This is a genomic window from Actinoplanes xinjiangensis (genome assembly GCF_003148685.1).
GTDB classification, from domain to species: Bacteria; Actinomycetota; Actinomycetes; order Mycobacteriales; family Micromonosporaceae; genus Actinoplanes; species Actinoplanes xinjiangensis.
Window position 1 is genome coordinate 290500 of record NZ_QGGR01000005.1, and the last position, 19261, is coordinate 309760.

The 19261-nt window shown below is 72.3% G+C and carries 10 protein-coding genes, 1 tRNA gene and 1 pseudogene; 3 read left to right on the forward strand and 9 right to left on the reverse strand.

Going from position 1 to position 19261, the window contains the following annotated elements; genetic code table 11:
* Nucleotides 1-143 precede the first annotated feature (143 nt).
* Entirely contained in the window at nt 144-869 is a 726-nt protein-coding gene (locus tag BC793_RS13710) for a pectate lyase (protein WP_239169983.1), read from the forward strand.
* A gap of 247 nt (nt 870-1116) precedes the next feature.
* Here the strand turns inward: BC793_RS13710 and BC793_RS13715 are convergent, their stop codons facing one another.
* The 5 genes from BC793_RS13715 to BC793_RS13735 all read right to left on the reverse strand — a co-directional run bounded on the left by BC793_RS13715 (nt 1117) and on the right by BC793_RS13735 (nt 9784).
* A complete protein-coding gene (locus tag BC793_RS13715) occupies nt 1117-3435 on the reverse strand; it encodes a transglutaminase TgpA family protein (RefSeq protein WP_109592873.1) in 2319 nt (772 codons plus the stop codon).
* Nucleotides 3429-4571 carry a DUF58 domain-containing protein gene (locus tag BC793_RS13720; RefSeq protein ID WP_109592874.1) on the reverse strand — a complete coding sequence of 381 codons (1143 nt, stop codon included), beginning with the start codon at nt 4569-4571 and terminating at the stop codon, nt 3429-3431. The genes BC793_RS13715 and BC793_RS13720 overlap by 7 nt, the downstream gene beginning before the upstream one ends.
* A gap of 4 nt (nt 4572-4575) precedes the next feature.
* Nucleotides 4576-5547: an AAA family ATPase gene (locus BC793_RS13725; protein ID WP_109592875.1), complete on the reverse strand. Its 972-nt coding sequence runs from the start codon at nt 5545-5547 to the stop codon at nt 4576-4578.
* Nucleotides 5541-8093 (reverse strand): fibronectin type III domain-containing protein, encoded by a 2553-nt coding sequence (locus BC793_RS13730; protein ID WP_109592876.1) that lies wholly within the window; start codon nt 8091-8093, stop codon nt 5541-5543. The genes BC793_RS13725 and BC793_RS13730 overlap by 7 nt, the downstream gene beginning before the upstream one ends.
* 140 nt (nt 8094-8233) lie before the next feature.
* Nucleotides 8234-9784, reverse strand: coding sequence for a tetratricopeptide repeat protein (locus BC793_RS13735; protein WP_158319243.1), 1551 nt, complete (start codon nt 9782-9784; stop codon nt 8234-8236).
* A 169-nt stretch (nt 9785-9953) separates the two neighbouring features.
* Between BC793_RS13735 and BC793_RS13740 the strand changes: the two genes are divergently transcribed.
* A tRNA-Leu gene (locus tag BC793_RS13740) sits at nt 9954-10038 on the forward strand.
* Nucleotides 10039-10135: 97 nt separating this feature from the next.
* Here BC793_RS13740 and BC793_RS51275 read toward each other — a convergent pair.
* From BC793_RS51275 to BC793_RS13755, 3 genes and pseudogenes are all read right to left on the reverse strand, one after another.
* Nucleotides 10136-10324 (reverse strand): annotated as a pseudogene (locus BC793_RS51275) (helix-turn-helix domain-containing protein); the annotation flags it as partial.
* 464 nt (nt 10325-10788) lie between these two features.
* The gene (locus BC793_RS13750) at nt 10789-13866 is read right to left on the reverse strand and encodes an FtsX-like permease family protein (protein WP_109592878.1); all 3078 of its coding nucleotides are present in this window, start codon (nt 13864-13866) and stop codon (nt 10789-10791) included.
* Nucleotides 13863-16946 (reverse strand): FtsX-like permease family protein, encoded by a 3084-nt coding sequence (locus BC793_RS13755; protein ID WP_203896181.1) that lies wholly within the window; start codon nt 16944-16946, stop codon nt 13863-13865. The genes BC793_RS13750 and BC793_RS13755 overlap by 4 nt, the downstream gene beginning before the upstream one ends.
* 273 nt (nt 16947-17219) lie before the next feature.
* On the opposite strand from BC793_RS13755, the gene BC793_RS13760 reads away from it, so the two are divergent.
* Nucleotides 17220-17681 carry a hypothetical protein gene (locus BC793_RS13760; RefSeq protein ID WP_146246259.1) on the forward strand — a complete coding sequence of 154 codons (462 nt, stop codon included), beginning with the start codon at nt 17220-17222 and terminating at the stop codon, nt 17679-17681.
* A 121-nt stretch (nt 17682-17802) separates the two neighbouring features.
* Here the strand turns inward: BC793_RS13760 and BC793_RS13765 are convergent, their stop codons facing one another.
* The gene (locus BC793_RS13765) at nt 17803-19137 is read right to left on the reverse strand and encodes a hypothetical protein (protein ID WP_146246260.1); all 1335 of its coding nucleotides are present in this window, start codon (nt 19135-19137) and stop codon (nt 17803-17805) included.
* Nucleotides 19138-19261: the final 124 nt, after the last annotated feature.

A 19261-nucleotide genomic window follows, 5' to 3' on the forward strand; every position in this document is an offset into this window, starting at 1 on the left:
TTAAGAGATCCTTAAGTCTGCTCCGCAGGGGAAACCGCTTTCTCGCAGGATCCGTGCCAAGGGAGAGAAACCCCGCCCCTGCGAGCGAAAGGCACATGATGGCTGATTCCCGGCGTATCAGAGGCAGAGCGATCGGGGCGGCGGTGATCGCTCTCGGACTGGGTGCGGCCGTCGTCTTCACGAACTTCGCGTCGGCGGCGGTGCCCGAGGCCAGCGGCGAGCAGGTGGTCACCGAGACGATCGAGGTCACCGGGGTCTTCGACGGCGAGAACAAGCGGTTCATCGGTGGCGGCGCGCTGGGCGGCGGCGGACAGGAGGAGGGGCAGGACCCACTGTTCCAGCTCGCGGACGGCGCGACGCTGCGCAACGTGATCCTGGGCAACCCTGCTGCCGACGGCGTGCACTGCGCCGGCAGTTGCACCCTGTCCGGAGTCCACTGGGAGGACGTCGGCGAGGATGCCGCGACGTTCCGGGGCACGAACGCGACCGTGGTGATCGAGGGCGGCAGCGCGGCGAAGGCCGACGACAAGGTCTTCCAGGACAACCGGGGCGCCGGCGGATCGGTGACCATCCGTGACTTCGAGGTCGCCGACTTCGGCAAGCTCTACCGGTCGTGCGGCAACTGTTCCACCCAGGCAGCCCGCACGGTGACGATGGAGAACATCACCGCGACCGCGCCGGGTGACGTGCTGGCCGGCATCAACTCCAACCTCGGCGACCGCCTGACGATCGACGGCGTGACCCTGGTCGGCGACGACATCGAGCTGTGCGACCGGTTCGAGGGCAACGACACCGGCGACGAGCCCACCAAGATCGGTTCCGGACCGGACGGCACGAGCTGCATCGCGAGCAACGTGACCGGTCCGTAAGACCCCCGCCGGGGCAGACGGTCCCCCAGTTACCTCCGGCTGCCCCGGCGGGCCCCGCTGTCAAAGTCGGCTGGTTCTCACCGCTGTCTCAAGCACGCTGAGACAGCGGTGAGAACCAGCCGGACTTCGCACTTCGACGCCCGAACACCCGACGCCCCGGCGCCCGACGCCCCGGCGAGCAGGCGGCCCCGAACCCGGCCGCGCCCGCATGACCACCGGCCGCGGGTGGCGGGTGGGGTTCCTTGGTTCAGGGAGGGGGTTCGGTGGTGGGTGTGCGGTTCCAGCGCAACGGCCCCGGGTGTACGGACCACCAGACCCGCCGCCACCACGAGCGACGCCCCCGCAGCGCCACGGCGTAGGCGACCGCCTGCTCCCCCGCGACCCGTGCTTGCACCGCATCGGCGGCCTCCGGCGCGAACCCGGCCGTGTTGACCGCGTCCACCAGCCCGTCCAGCTCGGGCAGCGGCACCGCGTCCACGACCGGTGACTGCTCGTCCACCGGCACCGCCCGCCGCAGCAGACCGGTCCGCTGCACCGGCCGGGGCAGCACCGCCGCATGCCGTACCGCTTCGGTGGCCGACAGGTGTGCCGGAACCGGCCGCCCGGCCAGCCGCAGCGCGTCGGTGAACTCGAGCCACGCCCCGGTGATCCGCTGCCCCGGGCTTCCGCCGGTCAGCCGTCGCCGGCGCTGGGCGTTCCGCTGGAAGGCCACCGCCCCCGCCGCCGCCCCGATCAGCAACAGCAGCCCACCGGACGTGCCGGACGCGACGAGCACCGCCGGCGGCCCGGCCTGCACGGGTGGGGCGGCGATCTGCGGCGCCGCCGACTCGGGGCCGGTGGCGGTGGGCGGTGGCGGTTCCGACTGGGACGGCGGCGGGCTCGGTGTGGGCGGGGTGAAGTCCTCCTCGACCGGCCGTACCTCGTCGGTCTTCGGCATCGGGTCGAACGCCACCCACCCGAGTCCGTCGAAGTAGACCTCCGGCCAGGCGATCGCGTCGCCGGCGGTGACCGCGCCGCCGGCGGCCGGTGCGGTGAATCCGACGACGACCCGGCTCGGCAGGCCGGTCAGCCGGGCGAGCACCGCGTACGCCGCCGCGAACTGCTCCGACGTGCCCTTCTGCCCGCCGATGTCCCGCCTGCCGAACAGGAAGTGCCGCAGGTTGGGAAGAGCGTGCCCGCTGGGCGCGTCGGCGACGTGCTGGTAGTGCTCGGCGAGGAACGCCTCGATCGCGACGGCCCGGTCGTACGGCGCCCCGTTGCCCTCGGAGAGGTGCTCGGCGAGTTTCTCCACCTGGTCGGGGGTGTCGGCGCCGATGGCCAGGTAGCGGAGGACCGCGTCCCCGGACGGCACGTTCGCGATCGGCAGCTGGTTGAGATCCGGGTTCTGGACCTGGGACACCGCCGTGTAGTGCAGACCTTCGGCGAGTCCCTCGGGCCGGATCAGGGTGCCGCTCGCCGCGTCGAAGGCGACCCGGGCCCCGGTGATACGGGTCGGCGTCGGCACTGCCGGGAGCAGCCGCCCGGTGAGCCCGGTGATGGTGATCTGCTGCTGGGTCTCGGTGACTTCGGTCCCGGCGGGCACATCGGGTGACGGCAGCACCCGGCCGGCGTTGCGGTAGACCCCGCCGACCTTCCAGGTGACCCCGTCGTAGTCGGAGAGGACGGCGAGCCGCAGCCGCACATCCCGGCCTGCGGTCTTCCCTGGGGAGGAGGCCGAGGGCGCCGGTGTGGGGGCGGCGGGATCGCCGGGGCGGAACTCCAGGAGGGGCTGTTTCGGATCGAGCGCCCAGCCGGAGATCCGGTTCAGCGGGCTCTCGTCGAGGCTGTCCACGCGCGGCGGCTGCACGTACCGTCGGGGGTCGACGGGTGTCGCGGTGACGTGGTCGCCGACCCACGGGCCGGCCGCCGCGATCACGCCGAGCAGCACCGCCAGCCCGGCGACCGCCCCGCCCACCGCGCGCACCCGCACCGCCGCGGGCGTACCCGAACCGGTTCCGGAGGCCGCGGCGAGGGCCGCCACCACCAGGCCCGCCAGAGCCAGGGTGTATCCGGTGGCCGCCGACGCGTTCGGCCCGACCACGTAGAGCGCCGCCGCGTACACGGCCACCGGCGGCACACAGCCGAGCAGCACGCGGCCACTGCGCACCGCCACCTCGGCGGCGGCGAGCCCGGCGATCCAGATCGCGGCGACCGCGACGACCACGGTGTCCGGTGCGGTCTCGACCGGGATCATCGCGGTGAGCAGCCGCGGAATCCCGTTGCCCAGCGCGTCCCGGGCCACCGCGACCGACAGCCCGGCGGCTCCGGCGGCCAGATGCAGAGCCAGCGCGAGATAGCCGCCGAGCAGCACGGTGGAGATCGGCGCGACCGCCCACGACGGCAGCCGCCGCATCGCGGCCCCGGCACCGACCGACCCGACCGCGGCGCCCGCGGCCAGCCGGAACATCAGGTCATCGGCGAAGATCCGGCCCAGCACGGCCCCGGCCAGCACCAGCATCCCGGCGAGCGCCACCGGCACGACGGCGCGGCGCACACCACCGCCGATCCTCGAGACGGGCGTCACCATCCGCGCATCCCGTCCCAGGCGGCGGCGAACTCGGCGCCGTCGACGGCCTCGATCACCAACAGGCGGTCGGTGGCCGCGGCAGGCGACGAGTCCCGGTCGCCGAGGACGGCGGCGAGAGCGATGGGGTACGCCGTCCGCAGCCCACTGACGGCCCCGAGGTCGTCACGCCCACCCGGCCCGGTCAGGAAGATCAGGGTGTCCCCGATCTTCTGCGCCCGCAGCCGGCGCAGAGTGGCCGCGAGGTCGCCGTCGCCGAGTGCCGCCTCGGTCAGCACGTCCAGGTGCGGCCCGGTCGCCGTGCCGCCGACGAGGTGCAGGCTGACCGGAAGGTCCTCCCGGACGGCCGCGACCACGATCGACGCGGCGGCCTCACAGGCGTCCTCGAAGCTGTCGTCCCGATGCGCGGTGGCCCGGTCGTCGAGGAGTACGACGATCGTGGGTTCCGCGGTGTCCAGCTGTTCGCGGACCATCAGTTCGCCCACCTTGGCGCTGCTGCGCCAGTGCACCCGCCGCAACTCGTCGCCCGGCACGTATTCCCGCAGCGTGTCGAAGGCGATCGTCCCGTGCGGCACCTTGTCGACGCTGCCGTCCAGGCTCCGGGTGAGCCCGGCCGGTGTCGCCCGCAGCGGATGCACCTTCGGATAGACCCGCACCATGATCGTCTCGCCGTAGGCCCGGGCCAGGGTGATCAGCCCGAGCGGGTCACGGCGGGTGACGTGCAGCGGCCCGATCGGCACCAGCCCGCGCCGATGGGTCGGCACCGGATAGGTCTCGACGGTGTCGTGTCCGGCCCGCAACCGCAGCAGCGGCACCTGCACGGACGTGGTGCCGCAGCGGTCGGTGGCGACGAGGGTGGCGGCCCGCATCCGGCTGGTGTTGCTGATGGTGAGGGTGACGTTCGCCGGTTCGCCGCGGGAGACCCGGTCGGGATCGGCCACCCGGGTGACGCCGAGACGCGGCCGCCAGAACGCGAACGCCACCGCCGCCAGCACCGCGATGCCGGCGGCCGCGCCGAGCAGCGCCAGATCCGGATATCCGTAGCGGAAACCGGCGCCGAGCAGCGCGGCCGCTCCGGCGATCAGGCCGATGCCACGGGCGGTGAGGCCGGAACGGGTGGTCTGGGCGGAGCGGCGCAACGGATCAGGCCGGTACGTGCTGGTCGGGCAGCGGAACGGGCACCGAGCGCAGCGCGTCGGCGAGCACCTCGGCCGGGGTCACCCCACGGAGCTGGGCGTCGGCGGAGAGCAGCACCCGGTGGGCGAAGACTGGCTCGACCAGGTCCTTGAAGTCCTCCGGCAGGACGTAGCCACGGCCGTTGATCAGCGCGTACGCCGAGGCGGCACGGGTCAGGGCGATCACGCCGCGGGGGCTGACGCCGACGCGGACCTGCGGGTGGTTGCGGGTGGCGGCGGCCAGGCGCACGGCGTACGCGTAAAGGGGGTCGGCGATGTGCACCGCCGCGACCATCCGGGTCATCTCGCCGATCATGGCGGTGTCGGTGACCGGTTCGAGGTTGTCCGGTGACCGGACCGCGGCGCCGCGCAGCACCTCGATCTCGACGTCCTCGGACGGGTACCCCACGGACAGTTTGACCAGGAAGCGGTCGAGTTGAGCCTCGGGCAGCCGGTAGGTGCCGTCCATCTCCACCGGGTTCTGGGTGGCGACGACGAGGAACGGCTGCGGCACCGGGTGCGGCACGCCGTCGACGGTGACGCGGCGTTCCTCCATCACCTCGAGCAGCGCCGACTGGGTCTTCGGTGAGGCCCGGTTGATCTCGTCGGCGATCACCAGGTTGGCGAAGACCGGCCCGGGGTGGAACTCGAATCCCCGGTTCGCCTGGTTGAAGACGGTCACCCCGGACACGTCGGAGGGCAGCAGATCGGGGGTGAACTGGATGCGCCGCCACTGGCCGCGGATGGAGGCGGCCAGCGCCCGCGCCAGGGTGGTCTTGCCGACGCCGGGCACGTCCTCGAGCAGCACGTGGCCCTGGGCGAACATCGCGGTCAGCGCCAGCCGGACGACCTCGGGCTTGCCGAGGACGACGGTGCCGATGCGGTTGGCGAGTTCACCGGCGACGTCGGCGAATCCCTGGATGTGGGCGGGAGTCAGCACGTCGACAGGTCTGCCAGGTCGTCCCCGCCGTCGAGGTTCAGCCACGCCCACGGGATGTACGTCTTGCCCTCATAGTCCACCTGGATCCACCACGTGCTTCTCTTGTCCTTGTTGTAGACGAACGCGTAGACCGATTCACCGGTCTTCTTGCAGTACGTCTTCAATCTCGTCCCGTTCTTCACCCAGCCGGCCTGCTCATCGTCGTCCTGCCTGGTGACCTTGAAGATCTCGTTGCCGTTGCGACCGTCGACCTCTTTGTCGCAATACGTCTTCTGATCACCGGAGTCGCCGTTGATGCAGGTGGCCGTGCCGTAGAGGGCGTCGGTCGTCTTCGCCATGCCCTTGGCGGCGTCGCCGGCCGCGTTCTTGGCGGTGACCGTGAACGTGTAGGCGGTACTCGGTTTCAGACCGCTGGCGTTCAGCGACGAGCAGCTGCCGGTGGAGCCCTTGCCGCCGCCGGTCACGGTGAGCGTGCACGTGGTCGTACCGCCGCCGTTGTTCACCGAGAACGTCACCTTGGCCGTGTTGTAGGTCGGATCCACCCCGGTGACGGTCACCGTGGGAGCCGCCACGGTGCGCGCCGACGCGGTCGCTGCCGCCCCGGGCCCGGCCTCGTTGACCGCCGTCACCTCGACCTGCACGTTGGCGCCGTCGCCGAGCCCGGTGAGGGTGGTCGCGGTCTCGGTGACCTCGGTCTCCTTCCCGCCGGCCTTCACCACGTACTTCGTGATGGGCCGCCCGTTGTCGACCGGCGCCGTCCACGTCACCGACACCGCCCCGGCCTGCCCGGCGACGGTGGCGGCGCCGAGGTTCTCCGGCGCGCCCGGTACGGCGAACGGGACCACGCTGTTGCTGACCGCCGACGCCTTCGACCCGGCGCCGATGTCGTTGATCGCGACGACCGTGAACGCGTAGGACTTGCCGAACTCGATCTGGTTGGCCGCCACCGACAGCTCGGTGCCGGTCGCCTCACCGATCGGAGAGGTGCCGCCCTCGGTCACGGCCGTCACCGCATACCGCACGATCTCGTGGCCCTGACCGTTGGCGGCCGGCCAGGTGATCGCGACCGTGCCGTCCGGCCTGGCCTCGGCGACCGGGGGTCCCGGCGCGTCCGGGACCTCGGCCGTCGGCATGACCTCGTTGCTGCTGCGGCCCGGCCCGTCGCCCTTGCGGTTGACCGCGTGCACCTCGAACTTGTATTTCTGCCCGTTGATCAGCTGGTCCACCACCAGCGAACGCTGGTCGGCGCCGACCTGGAAGGTGCGGCCCGCACCGGCCACCACGTACTTGGTGATCGCGGCGCCGTTGTCCGGCGCCGCCTGCCAGGAGACCCGGACCTCGGCGTTCCCGGCCGCGGCCCGCACGCTGCGCGGGGCGCCCGGCTCGGCTGCCTGCGGCTTCCTCGGCTTCTCCTTCTTCGGCGGGGCGGGCGGCGCCTTGACCGGCGGCGGATCCCCGCCGAGGACGTCGTCGTCGTACTTGTCGACGGTCCGGACCTCGTGGTTGTCGTCGACGACGCGGGCCGTCGAGGAGCCCGGCGCGTTGATGAACAGCCGGTTCTCCCGGACCTCCAGCTCCAGGTCGCCGCCGGGCCGGTCGATGTCGATCGGCGCCTGCTGCCGGCCGGTGCTGTCGAAGACGTGCACCGTGCCGTCGTTCTCCGGCACATACAGATAACCCTGATAGGTGACTGCCGGCCGCAGGTCACCCCCCGAGTCGGGGATGGTGACGTCACGCACACCGCCGGCGGTGACGGTGTAGACCCGCCGCTCGTCCGGCACGGTGACCGCGATCATGTCGTCCTCGGAACGCGGCGGCAGCTGCCCCGGGGAGTTCAGCGGCAGCGTCGTCGGCTGGCCGGCGCCCTTGTCGTCCACCCGGACCAGCACGTTCGTGGTCCGGTCCAGGACGGCGACGCCCTTGTCCAGAGCGGTGACCGCCAGATCGTGGCTGGGCGCGGCGACCGGATCGGTGCGCAGCCTGCTCGCCCCGGCCTCACCGGCCTCGATCGCCGTCACGGTGCCCTCGCTGGGCACGGCGACCCACAGCCGGCCGGCCCCGTCGAACAGACCGCCACTGATACCCGGCGGGAACTGCAACGGCTCCCCCACCGGCTGCACGGTCGACGGATCCACCTGCTGCACCTTGCCCTGCACCGCGTCGACGACGAACGCGTCGTCACCGTGCAGCGCCACGCTCACGCCGATGCCCGGCTCGAGCTGCTGGCTCCAGAAGACCTGCAGGTCGGTGAGGTCCATCGAGGCGATCGAACCGGTGTTGACGTCACGAAGCAGCACGAACCGGTCACTCTGGCTGACCTGCACCTGGTGACGCAGCGCCTGTGGCACGTCGGCACGGGTGTCGATGCGGGCGCTCACCCCGTTGAGCCGGGCCAGCTCGCCGGCCCCTTTGCTCCACACCCAGGACGCGGCGTCGAAGCTGGCCAGCGCGTCGTCGGCGGCACCGAGCCCGCGCACGGTGAGCCCGAGACCGGCCACCAGAACGGCGACGGTCGCCATCGTGACCAGTCGGCCCCGGCTGAACATCCGGCTTGCACGCCCCGATGTGCTGGCGTCAGTGCTGGTCACCGCGGCGGCCCTCCCCGTGTCGGCGCCTCAAGGACGTGGGCCACCTTAGCGAAACGACGGTCCCCGTCGATACCCGTGTCCCGCGCCTGTGGACAAAGTCAGCCCCGTTCGGTGCACACCTGGTTCGAGCTGGCGTACCGGTCGGAGGTATAGACGGCCACCACTGCAAAGCAGTACTGGAGATCCGGATTCAACCCCGCCACCGTCGTCCTGACCTTGCCCAGACCGACCTGCGCCACCGGCTTGAGCTGCTGACCCTCACGCGCCATCGTGATCATGAAGGGCGCCTTCCCACCACTCGGATCGCGCCACGTCACGTCGATCGCCGAGCCGCGATCCTTCAGCTTCACCCCGGTCGGCGGCGCACCCGACAGCTGCGGCGCACCCGCCGAGGCGGTCGCCACCGGCGTGACCGGCTTCTCACCCTCCCGGCCGATCAGCACCACCACCAGGGCACCCACCGCGACCAGCGCGACCAGCGTCGTGACAACGGTCAACCCCACGGCAAGACCACGACCACCCTTGCGGTACGGCACACCCGCACCGTTGTCCTGCTGAGGCGTCCCCGGCCACCCGGTGATCGGCACGGCCCCGTGCTGCACCGGCGGGTATCCGCCCTGGTGAACGGGCTGCGGGTTATCCACAGTGCGGTATCCGCCCTGGTGGGCGGCCTGCTCGACGGCGTGCGCCGGAGGCGTGACCGGATACCCGCCCGAAAACGGGTGCTCCGCCACGGACGGCCGCCGCTGCTCCGGCACGGCAGGCGCCGCGTCCCACGGATTCCCGAACCGCCCGTCCGGCTGCGGCTGCGGCTGCGGCTGCGGCTGCGGCTGCGGCTGCGGCTGCGGCTGCGGCTGCGGCTGCGGCTGCGGCTGCGGCTGCGGCTGCGGCTGCGGCTGCGGCTGCGGCTGCGGCTGCGGGATGAACGTCGTCTCCGCGCGTGAGACGTGCCCCGGGCGGGTGACCGGAAGCACATCGGTCGGCCGTTCCCATGCCGCTCGCGCATCCGCATCCCCGCCCCTCGGCCGGGGAACCGGACCCGGCGTCACCGCAGGCGGGAACGCTGTCGCCTGCGTCACGGCCGGCGTGACGTCGGCGACCGGAGCCACGATCCGCTGCACGGGCGCCTGATCGGTGGCAGGGGCCACATCGGCGACCGGCGGTGTCGGCACGACACTGGGAGCAGTCGTCGGCGGGGCGTCCGGCCGTACCGTCGCGCCTGAAGAATCCTCGCCCAGGTAGGACCGCGCGTGAACGACGAACTGATGGCCCTCGCCGAGGGCCGCCGGCCCGTTGGCGGCCACCCGGCCGAACGCCTTCCGCGCCTCGTGCCGGTTGCCCAGCTCCTGGGCGACGATGCCGAGGTCGTAGGAGATGTGCAGCATGAGCGGATCACCGTCGCCGAGCCGCCACTGCCCCGCCGCGTAGGCGTCCTCGAGCATCCGCCGCGCCGCCATCGGATCATCCGACTGCAGGAACACCCCGGCCAGCTCCCGCTGGGCGGTGAGCACGTCCGGTTCGTCCTCCCCCAGGTTCTCCCGCCCCAACTCCACGGCCCGCTCCAGCAGAACCTGAGCCGACCCGAGATCACCCGACGCGATCAGGGCACGCGCACGTTCGATGGCGGGAGTCAGGGGGGATCGGGACACGTCCGCCATGCTGCCCGTTTCCCCCGCCGGGCGCCACACCCCCGGGAACGACCGGCCCCCGCTTCGACCGGGGTCCGGGGCCGTATATAGTTCTGTCCGTGCAGCCGACAGGGCAGCCAAAACCCAGGTGAAAGCCAGGGCGGCGGTCCCGCTAAACTGCACGTAGCAGGTCCGGGTGGCGGAATGGCAGACGCGCTAGCTTGAGGTGCTAGTGCCCTTTATCGGGCGTGGGGGTTCAAGTCCCCCCTCGGACACAGATTAAGCACACGGCCGAAGTCGTCAGAGACGACCTCGGCCTTCAGTGTTTTCAGGTCGAGTTAGGTTTTCCGCAGGCCGATGCCGGCTCACCGGGGACGGGGTACGGACCCGGCCCTGCTCCAGCCGGGAATAGTAATCCGGCGACAGCGCCGCCAGACCCGCCACCTCCTCCCGGCGCAGACCGGGGGTGCGGCGCCGGCCACCACCGGGCAGACCGACGTCCTCGGGCCGTAAACGCTCCCGCCGGTGGCGAAGGAAATCCCCGAGCGCTTTGTCGTCCATGTCGACCTCCCCTCGCGCCGGTGTGAATCCAGCATCGCCGGAAGGAACCGGGATATGAAGGCCACGTTCAGCCTAGGTGTCCCATACCGTGGCTACCGCCTGATCCCTGCCATCGCCAACATGCACGGACAGCATTCGTTCTCCTGCGATGCAGGCATCGGCGTTCGTTCAGAGGCGCGACGGAGAAGGCGGTTCAGCCCGGGCCTGGCGGTCACTGCCGCCGGGCCCGGACGGTCCCATGGAGATCGCCGGTGGTGGCCATGTCGACGAAGAGTTCAGCGAGCGCGTGTCCGGACGTGGTCATGGCGGCCTCCTCAAGCGGTTGATGCGCCGAGCCTGGGCCGGATCCCTCGGGCGTAACCAGGCACAGCCCGTCCGAGGATCATTCGTCCCGGCCCGGCCTCTTCGTCTTCACGGCCACGCCGGGGCCGCCGAGCACCCCGAACCTGCACCGGGCCCCGATGTCACAGCGTTCCCCGGCGCATCACCCGCCGGCGCAGATGGCGTCCCGTGGCGACGGCCACGGCCGTGTGCACCAGTAGGACCACCGCACCCACCGCCAGCAGCACGGTGACCCGCGGCCAGCGGGGCAGTGGGAGGTCCGGCGGGTACGGGCCGGCGAGCGGCAGGGCCCAGCCGGTGACCAGCCACGCGATCGCCGCGACCAGCAGTCCGATCACTACGGCGACGGCGACCAGTGCCGGGTACGTCCAGAGCATCGCCTGGCCGGCCGGGCCGGGACGCAGCCCCTGGGCCCGCAGCGCGGCGAGGTCCTCGGCCCGGCGGCGCCGGTCCACCGCCGCCGCCAGCACCAGTGCGCCCGCTCCCAGCAGTACGGCCAGAGCGCCGGCCAGTACGTGGAACCAGAGCGCCAGCGCCGGCCCCTGTTGTTCGAGGCGGCGGCGTGACTGATCGGAGCGGACGTCGGCGATGACGGTGAGCCCCTGTGCTGAGACCCGGTCCAGGATGTCCGGCGGTGCCGCCGCGTTGAGCCAGATCTGGGGCGCGTTGCCGAGGCCGACGTTCATGGTCATCCGGTCCGCGTACTCGAGGTCGACCACGACGGCCCGGCGGCCCAGCTGGGGCACGACCGGCAGGGTCTCGGTGTTGGTGATCAGCATGGGCGTGGAGTCCAGGCCGCTGATGACGTCGTCGGCGAGGGGGTCACCGGCCACGACGGCCGGGATCGGGTCCGGGGTGCTGGCCGGCTTGATCCAGACGAGCGGGGTGTCGCTGACCGATTCGGCGAAGTTGAGTCGCAGGCCGTCCGGCGCCTGCGTCAGCCGTACCTCCGGGATTGTCCGCCAGCTGTTCGGGTCGGCCAGCTGGGCCGGGGGCAATACTTCCCGGTCCGGGCCGGTGGCGCGCACGCCGTGGAGCATCACCTCGGCGGTGATGGGGAACGAGCCGGTCCGGGCGAGCCCGATGCCGTCGATCCGGCATCCTTCCTGGCAGACCGCGATCCTCTGCTGGTACGTGACCGACCGGTTCTGCAGCTCGCCGAGCTCGACCACCGCGTCACCGGTCCCGTCCAGCGACGATACCGACACCTGGAGCCGCAGGCCTTTCGTGCCCGGTACCAGGCCGGACGCCGACACGTCGAGGGCGATGTCCGGGCCGGGGAACTGCGGTGGAGCGGGCAATTCCGGGCGCAACCGGCTGGCGACCTGGGCCGGCCCGGGTCCGTCGCTCGACCACGCCGCGACGGCCGCCAGCCGGGTGGAGTCCACGGCCAGGCCGGGTGCGTCGGCGGCGGAGCCGCCCGGGGGCAGCCGGGTGACCGCCATGGCGAAGTCACCGTCCGGGTCGATCCGGCGCACCGCGGCCAGCAACTGCTGGGGTTGTGCCGTCTGCACGGTGAGGACCCGGTCCGCACCGATGCCGAGGGTGGCCTCGACGGCGCGGCCGGCGGCGGCGGTGTCCACCGCGCAGGTCGCGTATCCGGCCACGGCCGTGGTGGCCACCAGCAGTGCGAAGAGCCGGCCGGCGCCGGGTCGGCGGGCGAGCTGCAGACCGGCCAGGGCGACACCGAGGCGGCCGCGGTGCAGGGCGCGGACCGCGTACCGGCTGATCAAGGGGAGCAGGGCGCGGGCGGCGAGCAGGCCGAGGGCGAGCATCAGGATGGCGGGTGCGAGCAGGCCCATCCCGGTCAGTGAACCCTTGGAGAGTACGAGCTGGACCGAGGCGATGATGGCGAGGAGTACGGCGAGCGCCTCCGCCGCAATCGCCCACCGGCCGTTGGCGGTCGAGGGGTTCCGGCGCAGCAGTCCGGCGACCGAGCCGACGAACTGGCGGCGCTGGGCCACCATCACCGACAGCAGCGCAGCCCCTGTGGCCAGTGGTGCGTAGCGCAGTGAGCTCCAGTCGGAGGGGATGCCGCCGTCCGGCAGGACGATCGCCGCGATCGCGTTGACCAGCAGCTGCCCGATCACGCAGCCGCACAGCGCGCCGGCCAGGACCGCGATGAGGCTTTCGCCGGCCGCCAGCCACCACCGCGTCCACCATCGCGACCCACGCAGCGCGACGACCGCCAACTCGCTCTGCCGGCCCTCGAGGCCGTAGCCGACGGTGAGGAAGATGGTGAAGCAGGCGAGCAGGATCAGTGGTGCGGCCAGCACCGGCACGAGCGGCCGGGTCGACGACTGTCCGATGTCGATGCGGTCCAGCAGCGCCGTCATGCCGGTGTCGATCTGCACCGCCATGCCGACGTCGGCGGTGGTCTGCTGCAACTCCTGCAGGTCGGCCCGGAGCTGGCCGAGACGGTCGGGGTGCAACGCGGCCGGGCCGGCCCGGCCGTCCATCGCCAGCGCGATCTTGCCGTGGTCCATCGTCTGCTGCGTCACCGCGGCGGTGAAGATCGGTTCGCCCGGGCCGGTCTCCGGTGTCGCGGTGAAGTAGCCGCGGGCGCCCCAGAAGCTGTCACCCGGGTCGGTCGGCCGGTAGGTGCCGGCGATCAGAAGGCGCCGCGGCTTGCCGTCCGGTAGCCAGGCCTTCCGCCGCGGATCCGGACTCGGCAGGGCCGACCGCAGCTCGACCGAGTCGCCCGCCTTGAGGTTGAGCCGCTGCGCCGTGTGCTCCCCGAGCAGTACATCGCCCTCGGCGGCCAGGCAGCGGCCGGTCAGGATCTGCAGGTGGGCGCAGACGTCCTGGCGGTAGACGAAGCGCCCGGCGTTCGCCGGGTTCGAGTCGATGCCGATGACCCAGTACTCCGCCGAGTAGACGTAGGTGAAGCCGGGCAGGGCGACCAGCGCCGTGGCCACGTCGCCGAACTGCACCCCACCCTGCTCCGCCGGGTCCGGGACCTGGCTCGGGTCCTGGGTGTCCTCGTCGGTGGCGACGCGCTCGTTCTGTTCCGCCCTCGCCACCAGGCCCAGCTCGTTCGGCGCGGCGGTGGCGATCTGGCCGACGGCGACCGCGCGGCCGACCGCGAGCAGATAGGCCGGCGCGGCGACCGCGGAGGTGACCGCCAGCAGGCCGAGCAGTGCCAGGGTGACGGCCTGCCCGCGGCGGTGCCAGAGCATGACGAAGACCAGCGAGATCATCGACGGTCCTCTTTCGGATCGGCACCGCGTCCGGCGGCGGTGCCGGCCGGTACGCCGCCGGCATGCCGGTCGGGCGGCGGCGCGGAGCCGGGCGCTCGCAGGTTGCGAAGGAGCGGGAGCACCGACAGCCATCCGGTCATGCCGAGCATGACCAGGGCGACCAGCGCGGACAGCGTGAGCACAGCGCCGCTGAGCGTGGCCGGCGGCGGCAGCACCGCCCAGCCGTCGGTGAACGGTGGCACGATGATCCGGGTGAGCGGCCCGACCAGCGAGGCGGCGAACACACCGATCGACAGACCGGCCAGTACGATGGCGGCCGTCCCGGCATAACCGGTGGTGAATGCGACCGGGGCGGGTAGTCCCTGCAGGCGCAGCGCCTCGAGTTGCCCGCGCAGGAGGGGCCGGTCGACGGCGACAGCGACGGCTGTCGTGGCCGCGGCGAGCAGCAGCGCCGCCACACCGGCCAGGAACCCGAACCGCGCGACGGCGGCCGGTCCCTGGCGGCCGAGGACGGCGGATCGTTCCGCGGCGCTGTCGTCCGTGATCACGGTGAGCCCGGCCGCGGTCAGGTCGGCCACCAGGCCCGAGCGGGCGCCGGCGGAGAGCCAGACCTGGAACTCTCCGGGCGGCTCGCTCTCACCCGTGACACGGCGGGTGGCGTCCAGGTCGACGAGGATGCCGTCCGTTCCGAGCCTGGGCAGGGCTTGCGCGGTGCCGGCGACCCGCGCCGGGACCCGGCCGAACGAGTTCAGCAGCGGGTCGGTGAGCCGCCATTCGGCCGGGGCTTCGCCGACCAGTACCACCGGCAGGGGCATCGAGGTGTCGGATGCCCAGACCTCGGTGCCGCTCGACGGCGCTGCCAGCTCATTGCGGTCGGCGGACAGCCGCAGGCCGTCGCCGGTCGTGGCGATGTCGATGGCGACGTCACCGTTGGCGGGCCGCCACCAGCCGATATTGCCGAACTGGGCGGGGTCAAGGACCTCCGCCGCCGGGCCGTCCTGCCGCAGGCTCTGCAGCGTCACCACGGTGTCCGGCGGGAGCGGGGTCCCCTTGCCTTTCCGGTCCGGCGCGGTCAGCCTCCAGCGGACCAGGCGACAGCCGGGCGCGGCGGCGCATCCGGGCGCCGGAGCCGAGACCGTCCTCTCCCCCGCGGCCGGAACACCGAAGTCGACCTGCACCGGCAGGCCGGTGCCCTCGTGCTGGAGCAGCAGCTCGACGGTGACCGGGGCGGTGCCCTCGTACCGTGCCCGGAGAGTCAACCGGTCGCCGGTGACCATCGGCAGTTGCTTCACGCTGCCGGCCGCCGTCGCGTCCGGGAGCAGACCGACCGGCCCGAACTCGGGGCGCCACTCGGCGACCGCGGCGAGCCGCGTGGTGTCCACGGCCAGCACCCGCGGGATGGTCGTGGTGTCGGCGACCACCGCCATCGCCTCCCGGCCGCCCGGATCGGCCCGCCGGACCGCCGCGAGCAGCGCCGTACGGTTCGGCGCCTGGACCTTGAGCACCCGGGCGGCGCCCAGCTCCGCGGCGCTGCGATCGGCCCGAACGGTTTGGTCGGCGGCCAGCCCGCCGGCCGCCGTGGTGAAGCTGGCGACCGCCACGACGATCAGGGCGAACACCCGGTCGGCGCCGCGTTGCCGGGAGATCTGGACGGCGGTGAGGCCGAGCCGGAGCCACCCGCCGGGCAACGCCAAGCCGACGGCCCGGTCTGCGACGCGTACCAGCAGCCGGGCGGCCAGCAGTGCCATGGCCAGCGCGGCGAGCGCGGGTGCGGCGGCCTTGAGGCCGTCCTCCGACCCGCCGGACCGCGCCTGGTAGACCGCGGCGACAGCGAGTGCGGCGAGCACCTGGTCGACCAGGGTGGAGCGCCAGTCGGCGCGTCCCGTCGCCGAGCGCTGCAGTAGCACCGCGACCGGCTGCCGCAGCATCAGCGCCTCACCGAGGATCAGTACGAGCAGGCTGCCGAACAGTACGGCGGCGACGGCGGCTCCGACGAGTAGCAGCGCGGCGCCCCGGTCGACCGGGGGCACCGACCCGGCGAGGCCACCGGCGAGCAGGAGCCCGGCGGGCGCACCGACCAGCACACCGAGCAGCAGCGGCACCAGGTGTTGTCCCCAGGCCAGCCGCAGGATGTCGCCCCGGCTCAGGCCGTGCAGTTTGAGCAGCGCCACGTCGGTACGCCGGTCCCGGCCGGTGCAGCGCCCGGCGATCCCGATCGCGAACCAGGTCAGGATCAGCGTCTGCAGGCCCGCGGTGAGAACGCCGCGGCGCACCGTGTCCCGGTCCTCGGCGATGCGCTCCAGCACCGTGTCGATGCCGGTGATCATCCGCAGCCGGTTCAGGCTCAGCCGGGCCTCGGCAGCGTCCAGCGCGACACCGAGGCGCTGCGCGCGGTCGCCGCGGATCAGGTCTGGCGGGACCTGGACGTCGTAGGTGAGTGTCGGCTCCGCGAACAGGGGGGAACCGAACGTCTCGACCGGTGTGAAGACCGGGTCGAGTCCGGGGGTCTCGGCCCGGAACAGCGGGTTGCTCCAGTACGGGTCCGCGGGATCGCGTAGCGAGTAACGGGCGACGACCGTGAACTGGAGCGGGGTGCTCAGCCGGCCCAGCAGGGTCAGTTTGTCGCCGGTCTTCAGCCCGAGGTTCTGGGCGGTGGCGGTGCTGACCGCGATCTGGAGGGGGGCGGACGGGCAGGGCCCGTCGAGGCGGACGTGCTGACAGAGGTCGTCCCGGTAGGCGACCGCCATGTTCGCGTCTCCGCCGGCCCGGGTGACGCTCAGCCGTAGCTGGATCCCGCGCACCGGCTGGTCCAGTGAGCTGGACAGCTCACCGGCGGCGACGGCGGCGAACCGGCGGAGCGCGTCGGCGGCGTCGTCCTGGGTAGTGGTCTCGGTCTGGATCGAGACGTTGCGCTGGGCCGCCGAGGCGGCGCTCAGCTGCGCCTCGGCGGCGCGGGTCGCGGCTGCGTAGGCATACCAGGGACCGGCGGCCGCGACGGCGGCGGCCAGCGCGGTCAGCACAAAGATCGCCAGTACCTGCGCGGTCCGCGCCCGCACCGCGTCGAAAACGAGCGCGAACAAACTCCACCCTCCCCCGATCAACGGGCAGGCTACGCGATAGCCACAGCATGTGGGGGGCCACTGTGGATCCACGGCGAACCGTGACTCGGCCGGACGGTCTGATCACTACGTTGCGCACCGCCCGCCGGCAGGTGACCGCGGCCCCGTCGATCCATTTCGGGACATCGCCGGCACGCCTTCGGGCTCGGCTCGGCGCTGTTCGGCCTGCGCCGGTTCTACGCACGAGCGGCGGCATGCGAGTGTGGCGGGGAGGGTATCTGCGGATCACGGGGGGTGATTGAGCTGAGCACCGTCCTTGTGCTGGCCGGTATCGCGCTCATTCTGTGCGGTGTGGGCGTAACGATCATGCAGTTGCGTCCCGGCGAAACCGGCATCGGCCTGCTGCGAGGCGGCAATGCCGAAACCCGCCGGGCCGTGCGCCGGGCGATCCGGGAGGGTGAGACCGAGGACCCCGGAGTCGACCGGCTGGCCCGCGCCGCGCTCCAGGCGATGGTGCCACCCCGTTGGGCGCGTTACCTCTTCGCGACGATGCTGGCTCTCGCGGTTCTCCTACTGGCGACCGGCTCCCATACGGTCACCGACATCGCGGTGCGCACGTCACAAGTGCTTCTGTGGTCGGGCCTGCTCGTGCTGAACGTGGTCAACCAGCGCCGCTTCGACAACTACCGGGGCTTGCGTCCGGTCCGGGCGGACCGCGACACCACAAGCGCAAGCGACCGGGCCGGCCCGGCCTGACGGCGCGCCGCGACCGCGGTCACCGACCCGCCGGCCGGTGCGACCACGGCGTGCCCGGATCGCTGATGGGCACGGCCGGGACCGCACCGTGCCCATCGGCGAGAACTCGACGGCTCAGATGTCAGGCGAGCGGGACGAGGCCGATGTCGACGACGGCCTCGCCGGCGTCGGTCACCTCCACCACGGCGCTCCAGCCCTGGGGGTAATAGTCACCGGTGCTGCCGATGACGTCCGAATCGCCCGCGTCGTCGCCGACGTCCGGCACGGTGAACCGGTAGGGCGACTCGACCATCAGATAGACGTTCGCCACATAGCGGCCCGGCTTCAGCCGCGCGAAGTAGGTGCCCGCTTCGATGAGGTGGGCGCGGGGGACGTCCCAGTCCGGTTCGGTGCCCTCCAGCACGAACTCGATCTTGCCCACCTTTCCGTACGCGCTCGGCTCGTCCGCGTCGCGCCGGCCGTCACGGTCGTCGTCCAGCCAGGCTCGGCCACTCATCGTCCCCTCGGCGAAGTAGACCGTGCCGCCCTGAGCGGTGTTGTTCCCGGTGCTCTCCTCCGGGCTCGTCGTGGCGACGGTGGCGGTGAAGACCAGCGGCCCGTCCGGGGTGCCCGGTCCGGCGACCAGCCGGAGCCGCAGCCAGTTGTACAGCTGTGTCACGTCGTACAGACCGTCGTGGGCGCATTCGACGGCCCGGTCGGCATCCGTACCGACCAGGGCGCAACTCCAATCGGGGTGATCGGGGTCGAGTGACGCCGCGCGCACGGTCGGGGGCAGCGGGATCCGCACCGTGACGTCGTGCGCCGGGCTCCCTCCGGCGTTGTCGATCTCGACGTGCAGGTCGAACTGCTGGTTCGCCTTGACCTGCTGGGCGGGATCGACGGAGACACTGTTGACCGCGATGTCGGCGGGGCTCGGCACGACGTACCGGAAGGTCGTCTGACCGCTGTTGTTGCTCAGCGAGCGCTCGCGCGTGGTGGTGGACACCGATCCGCTCATCGTGACCGTGTCGCCCACCGTCCCGGCGGGGAGCAGGACCGTCAGGTTCAGGCCCTCGACCTCACCGGCACCGACGGTACGCCCGTTGGTGCATGCCCACGTCGCGGTCGAGGTGTCGCAGGTCCAGCCGAACTGTTCGTTCTCGGCGGGATCCATCGTGCTGCCCGGCGGCGGGGTGAAGTGGAACGTCACCCGGGCCGCGGCTCTCGTACCGATATTGGTGACGAACGCCTGCACGAACGCCCGTGCACCGCGGCCGCCCAGGTAGGACACGTCGGTGGACTCCGGGCGCCAGGCGAACTCCAGGTCCGCCCGGCCGGCGGCTGCCCCGGCCACCACGCCGGCGGGCCCCGTAGCGGCCGCCGCCGGATTCGCGAGCACCGTCGCCGTCGCGAGTGCCACCGTCAGGGCCGGCAACGACGCCAGGAGCGTCCGCACCGACCGCGATATCTTGATCATGATCTCCCCCGTTGAAGCCGTCCGCCGGTGCAGGCCACGCCTGCCGTTCACCATTCCCCAGGCCAACCGGCGATCAGAGGCATCGTAAACCCTCGATCTGTCACGGTGGGGCCGACTTCCCCCG